General features: G+C 72.7%; 5 protein-coding genes and 1 pseudogene. 2 read left to right on the top strand and 4 right to left on the bottom strand.

Annotated elements, in window-relative coordinates:
- The 3 genes and pseudogenes from AC1DUQ_RS16295 to AC1DUQ_RS16285 all read right to left on the bottom strand — a co-directional run.
- Nucleotides 1-398: pseudogene (locus AC1DUQ_RS16295) on the bottom strand (hypothetical protein); the annotation flags it as partial.
- A gap of 2 nt (nucleotides 399-400) precedes the next feature.
- Complete coding sequence (locus tag AC1DUQ_RS16290; protein ID WP_477061465.1) at nucleotides 401-1390, bottom strand: malate dehydrogenase; 990 nt, start codon at nucleotides 1388-1390, stop codon at nucleotides 401-403.
- Between the two features lie 101 nt (nucleotides 1391-1491).
- Entirely contained in the window at nucleotides 1492-2709 is a 1218-nt protein-coding gene (locus AC1DUQ_RS16285) for an NADP-dependent isocitrate dehydrogenase (RefSeq protein ID WP_421734594.1), read from the bottom strand.
- A 271-nt stretch (nucleotides 2710-2980) separates the two neighbouring features.
- Between AC1DUQ_RS16285 and AC1DUQ_RS16280 the strand changes: the two genes are divergently transcribed.
- Nucleotides 2981-4006 (top strand): MIP family channel protein, encoded by a 1026-nt coding sequence (locus AC1DUQ_RS16280; protein WP_477074144.1) that lies wholly within the window; start codon nucleotides 2981-2983, stop codon nucleotides 4004-4006.
- A 65-nt stretch (nucleotides 4007-4071) separates the two neighbouring features.
- On the opposite strand, the gene AC1DUQ_RS16275 is transcribed toward AC1DUQ_RS16280, so the two are convergent.
- Entirely contained in the window at nucleotides 4072-4500 is a 429-nt protein-coding gene (locus AC1DUQ_RS16275; protein WP_477061463.1) for a DUF3017 domain-containing protein, read from the bottom strand.
- 53 nt (nucleotides 4501-4553) lie between these two features.
- Here AC1DUQ_RS16275 and AC1DUQ_RS16270 point away from each other — a divergent pair.
- The coding region (locus tag AC1DUQ_RS16270; RefSeq protein WP_477074143.1) for an FAD-dependent oxidoreductase at nucleotides 4554-5737 on the top strand (1184 nt) is incomplete at its 3' end.

Genomic DNA, 5737 nt, shown 5'->3' with positions numbered 1-5737 from the left:
GGTGCACGGCGGGCACGCGCGAACAGCACGATGCCGACGACGGCGACGACCACCCCGACCAGGACGAACGGCCACGGGTTCGCCTGCGCGATGCACTCCGACGCCCCGGTCACGCCACCGGTGCAGAACTCACCGGGGCCGAACCGGTTGAGCCAGCCGATCGCCAGGGGCAGGGCTCCGAGCCCGGTGACGATCCCGAGCTGGGCGGGTCGGGGACCCTGGCGCACGACGAGCACACCGACGACGAGCAGCAGGCCGAGCGCCCCGAACAGGCCGACGGTCCCGACCACGCGGCCGAGCCCGAAGCCGACCCCGATCCCGGAGCCCAGCAGCACCCAGCCGAGGAACGCCCCCCAGCCCGTGCCCGGGCGTGCGACAGCGACCTCCTCGGCCCACACGGTCAGAGAAGACCCAGCGCCTGCACCGCGTCGCGCTCCTCGACCAGCTCCGCGACGGACGCGTCGATCCGGCCGCGGGAGAACTCGTCGACGTCGAGGCCCTGCACGATCCGCCAGCTTCCGCCCTCGGACGTGACGGGGAACGACGAGATCAGCCCCTCGGGCACCCCGTACGAGCCGTCGGAGACGATGCCTGCCGAGGTCCAGTCGCCCGCGGGCGTGCCGTGCACCCAGGTGTGCACGTGGTCGATGGCCGCGTTCGCCGCGGACGCCGCCGACGAGGCGCCGCGCGCCTCGATGATCGCCGCGCCCCGCTTGGCCACGGTCGGGATGAACGTGTCGCGCACCCAGGCGTCGTCGCCGACGACCTCGAGCGCGGGGCGGCCAGCGACGGTCGCGTGCGAGAGGTCGGGGTACTGCGTGGCGGAGTGGTTGCCCCAGATGGTCAGGCGCGCGATGTCCGCGACCTTCGCGCCGGTCTTCGTCGCCAGCTGCGAGACCGCACGGTTGTGGTCGAGGCGCGTCATCGCGGTGAACCGCTCCCTCGGGACGTCCGGCGCGTGGGACGCCGCGATGAACGCGTTGGTGTTGGCCGGGTTGCCGACGACCAGCACCCGGACGTCGTCGGCGGCGCCGGCGTTGATCGCCTCGCCCTGGGGCTTGAAGATGCCCCCGTTGGCGGAGAGCAGGTCGCCGCGCTCCATCCCGGCCGTGCGGGGCCGCGCGCCGACGAGCAGGGCCACGTTGACGCCGTCGAACGCGGCCATGGCGTCGTCGTAGATCTCGACGCTGTCCAGCGTGGTGAACGCGCAGTCGTCCAGCTCCATCGCGGTGCCCTCGGCGGCCTTGACCGCCTGGGGGATCTCCAGCAGGCGCAGCCGGACGGGGGTGTCGGGGCCGAGCAGCTGGCCGGACGCGATGCGGAAGAGCAGCGCGTAGCCGATCTGGCCGGCGGCTCCGGTGACGGTCACGGTGACGGGCGAGCTGGCCACGGAACGGGCTCCTTCGATCGGCGACGGCGGCGCCCTCACGCTACCCCGCAGACGACGGACGGCGCCCACCCGAAGGTGGACGCCGTCCGTGTTGTGCGAGGTCAGGCGAGCTTGGCCGCCAGGTTGGCGTCGAGCGTCGCGAGGAACTCCTCGGTGGTCTGCCACGCCTGGTCCGGGCCCACCAGCGACGCGAGGTCCTTGGTCATCGCGCCCGACTCGACGGTCTCGACGACGACCTGCTCGAGCGTCTCCGCGAACTGCGTGACCTCGGGCGTGCTGTCCAGCTTGCCGCGGTGCTTCAGGCCACCGGTCCAGGCGTAGATCGACGCGATCGGGTTGGTCGACGTCGGCTTGCCGGCCTGGTGCTGGCGGTAGTGSCGCGTSACGGTGCCGTGCGCGGCCTCCGCCTCGACGGTCTTGCCGTCGGGSGTCATSAGCACGGASGTCATCAGSCCGAGCGAGCCGAAGCCCTGCGCGACCGTGTCCGACTGCACGTCGCCGTCGTAGTTCTTGCACGCCCAGACGTAGCCGCCCTCCCACTTCATGGCCGCGGCGACCATGTCGTCGATGAGGCGGTGCTCGTAGGTGAGCCCGGCGGCGGCGAAGTCCGCCGCGTACTCGGCGTCGAACACCTCCTGGAAGATGTCCTTGAACGAGCCGTCGTAGGCCTTGAGGATCGTGTTCTTCGTCGACAGGTACACCGGGTAGCCGCGCTGCAGGCCGTAGGCGAACGAGGCGCGCGCGAAGTCGCGGATCGAGTCGTTGAAGTTGTACATGCCCATGGCGACGCCGCCGCCCTCGGGGTACGTGACGACCGTCTGGTGGATCGGCTCCGACCCGTCGGCGGGCGTGAACGTCATGGTCAGCGAGCCGGCGCCGGGGACCTTGAAGTTGGTCGCGCGGTACTGGTCCCCGAAGGCGTGACGGCCGATGATGATCGGCTTGTTCCAGCCCGGCACCAGGCGCGGGATGTTGCTGATGATGATCGGCTCGCGGAAGACGACGCCACCGAGGATGTTGCGGATGGTGCCGTTGGGCGACACCCACATCTTCTTCAGGCCGAACTCCTCGACGCGGGCCTCGTCGGGCGTGATCGTGGCGCACTTGACGCCGACGCCGTGCTCCTTGATCGCGTTCGCCGCGTCCACGGTCACCTGGTCGTCGGTGGCGTCGCGGTTCTGGATCGACAGGTCGTAGTAGCGCAGGTCGATGTCGAGGTACGGGTGGATCAGGCGGTCCTTGATGAACTGCCAGATGATGCGCGTCATCTCGTCGCCGTCGAGCTCGACGACCGGGCCGACAACCTTGATCTTCGCCATGCGGGAATCTCCTGTGCTGGGGACGGGTGGGGGCACGGCACGATGGAGCGTCTGCCGGCGCGGGTCCGCGGACAAGATTACTCGACGTCGAGAGATCTGCGTGGGTCGCCTGCGGGCGGCGTTTGTCGTGACCGGACTGCGCGGGCCTGGCATGCTGGCCCCCATCAGGGGAGCGACGCCGAGCGCCGCGTCGTCACGGCCGCACAGCCGGGCGTGGCAGTCTCCCCGCGCACCAGCTCTTCCACCGACGGTTACTCACGACAGGATCGACATGTCACAGGACAACCCCGACAAGGCCGCCACCCCGGAGCCCGACACCACCGCGGCCGAGGGCGCCCCCGCGCCCGAGGAGACGACCGCAGCCGCCGCGGCCGAGGAGGTCGCCGAGCAGGCGACGGTCGCGCCGGAGGAGAAGGACGAGGACGTCGTCGTCGAGGAGCTCGACGCGTACGTGGTGCCCGCCGGCACCGTCGTCGTCACCGGCCCGGGCCTGGTCTCGCGCCTCGGCGCCGAGGCGTTCGGCACCTTCGCGCTCGTGCTCGTCGGTCTCGGCATCGCCCTCTACTCCGGCCTGAGCCAGGTCGACGGGCTCGCCGTGGCGCTCGGCTTCGGCATCRCGGTGCTCGCCGCGATCATCGCGGTCGGCCACGTCTCCGGTGGCCACTTCAACCCGGCCGTGACGCTCGGCGCCGCCATCGGCGGCCGCACGCCGTGGAAGGACGTCCTGCCCTACTGGCTCGCCCAGCTGGTCGGTGGCATCCTCGCGGCCGCGATCCTGTTCATCACCATCCCGTCGAAGCTCCCCAGCGCCATCACGCAGAACCCCGAGGACACGGCGAAGACGTTCTTCACCAACGTCGCCAACGGCTTCGGCGAGCACTCGCCGCTGGCGACCGCCTCGCAGGGCACGGTGGAGTTCTCGCTGATCATCGGTCTGCTCGTCGAGATCGTCGTGACGGCCGTGTTCGTCGGCGTCATCCTGGGCGCGACGGACCGTCGGTCCGCGAACGTCCAGGCGCCCTTCGCGATCGGTCTGTCGCTGGCCGTCCTGATCCTCGTCGCGATGCCGGTGACCAACGCGTCGCTCAACCCGGCCCGCTCGACGGCGGCGGCGATCTTCTCCGAGAGCTGGGCGCTCGGCCAGCTCTGGCTGTTCTGGGTGGCCCCGCTGGTCGGTGCCGCGCTCGCCGGCCTGATCTACCGCGCATTCGCCGCGGAGCCGGTCGAGGACAACCTGCTCGAGGAGGACGACGCGTACGTGACCACGGACGACGTCCTGGTGGTCTCGGAGCGCTGAGCCCCACCCGCACGACCGGACGCCCGGTGCCCTCGTGGTGCCGGGCGTCCGTGCGTCCCTGCTGGTCAGCGGGGAAGGATCTGCGCGAGCAGCGCGATGCCCACGCCGAACAGGGCGAGCACGGCCACGTCGATCGCCTTCGCCCGCACCGTGAGCGCCACGGGACCCGGTGAGGGCAGCACGGCCCGGACGACCGCGCCGACGAGCGCCACGCCGGCGAGCACCAGCGCGCCTGCCCGGGTGCCGACCACGAGGGCCACCACGGTGGCGACGACGATGCCGGAGCTGGTCCACCACAACGACACGTTCCGGGCGGCGTCGAGCGACGCGCGCGCGATGGCGCGCGGGTCGAGCGGGGCCTCCTCGACGGGGATGGGCCCGGTCGACGGCGGGTCGACGGGCCGCACGTCCTGCACGGGCTTCTCGACGCGCTCCGGCGTTCCGGCGCCGGGGTGAGCAGGAGCCGCTCGATGCACCCCGGCTCCCCCGCTCATGCGCTCCTTCACCATCTCGCTCGTGCCTCCCGACGGGAGACTACCGTTGCGAGGTGAGCGCCCGGACCGACGACGAGCCCCTCGACCCCTCCCGACCGCGTGACGTGCTGGTCGTCGGCGCGGGACTTGCGGCCACCCAGACGGTGGCGGCGCTGCGCGAGCGGGGGTTCGACGGACGGGTCGTCGTGCTCGGCACCGAGGGCATCGCGCCGTACGACCGGCCGCCGCTGTCCAAGCACCTCCTCGACCGCACCACGCCCACCTGGCTCACCGACGAGATCGGTGTCGACCTGCTCGCGCTCGCGGACGAGGTCCACCTGAGCTCCCCGGCGCGCGCGCTGTCGCTCTCGGGCGCGCACCCCGAGGTGCAGACCGACGACGGCCCGCTGTCGGCCGACGCGCTGGTCATCGCCAGCGGCGCGCACGCCGTCCGCCCGCCGGGGTGGGAGGCCGCGCTGACGCTGCACACGGCCGCGGATGCCGACCGCCTCCGCGCGGCCCTTCAGCCGGGGAACCGCCTCGTGGTGATCGGCGCGGGCTGGATCGGCGCCGAGGTGGCAGGGGTCGCCGCCGCCGCGGGCGTCGAGGTGGTCGTGGTCGAGGCGACGGGGGCGCCGCTCGCCGGGGCGCTCGGGCAGGTCGTGGGTGAGCTGACCACCTCCTGGTACGCCGCGGCCGGTGTGCGGCTGCTGACGGGCGAGCACGTGGTCGAGGTGGGCGCCAACGGCGTGGGCCTGGCCGACGGGAAGCTCATCGAGGCGGACGTCGTCCTCGCGGCCGTGGGTGCCCGTCCGACCACCGACTGGCTCGCCGGCGCCCTCCCCCGCGAGGACGACGGCTCACTGCGGGTCGACGAGCACCACACGGTCATCGGCGCGCCCCGCTCCGTCCGGGCCGTGGGCGACGTCGCGCTCCGGCGGTCCGCCCGGCACGGCTGGATCCCGGGCGGCCACTGGGACGGAGCGCTGCGCGCACCCGCCGGGCTCGTCGCCGACCTGCTGGGCACGCCCGACGACACCGCGGCGGACGTCGCGCCCTACGTCTTCTCCACCCAGCTCGGGCACGAGCTGGCGCTCTTCGGACTCCCCCGCACCCAGGACGAGGTGGTGCTCCGCGGCAGCCCGTCCGGCGAGGGCTGGGCGGCGCTGTGGTACCGGCGCGGCTCCGACGAGGTGGGCGCGATCCTCACCGTGGACCGCCCCCGCGACGTGGGCGCCGCGCGCCGGCTGTTCACCGG

Source organism: Cellulomonas sp. P4_B5_2, from assembly GCF_056402235.1.
This window is presented reverse-complemented; position numbering and strand designations above follow the sequence as displayed.

Coding starts and splice junctions, on each gene's coding strand:
- AC1DUQ_RS16275 (WP_477061463.1), bottom strand. CDS start 4,500: ATGAGCGGGGGAGCCGGGGTGCATCGAGCGGCTCCTGCTCACCCCGGC.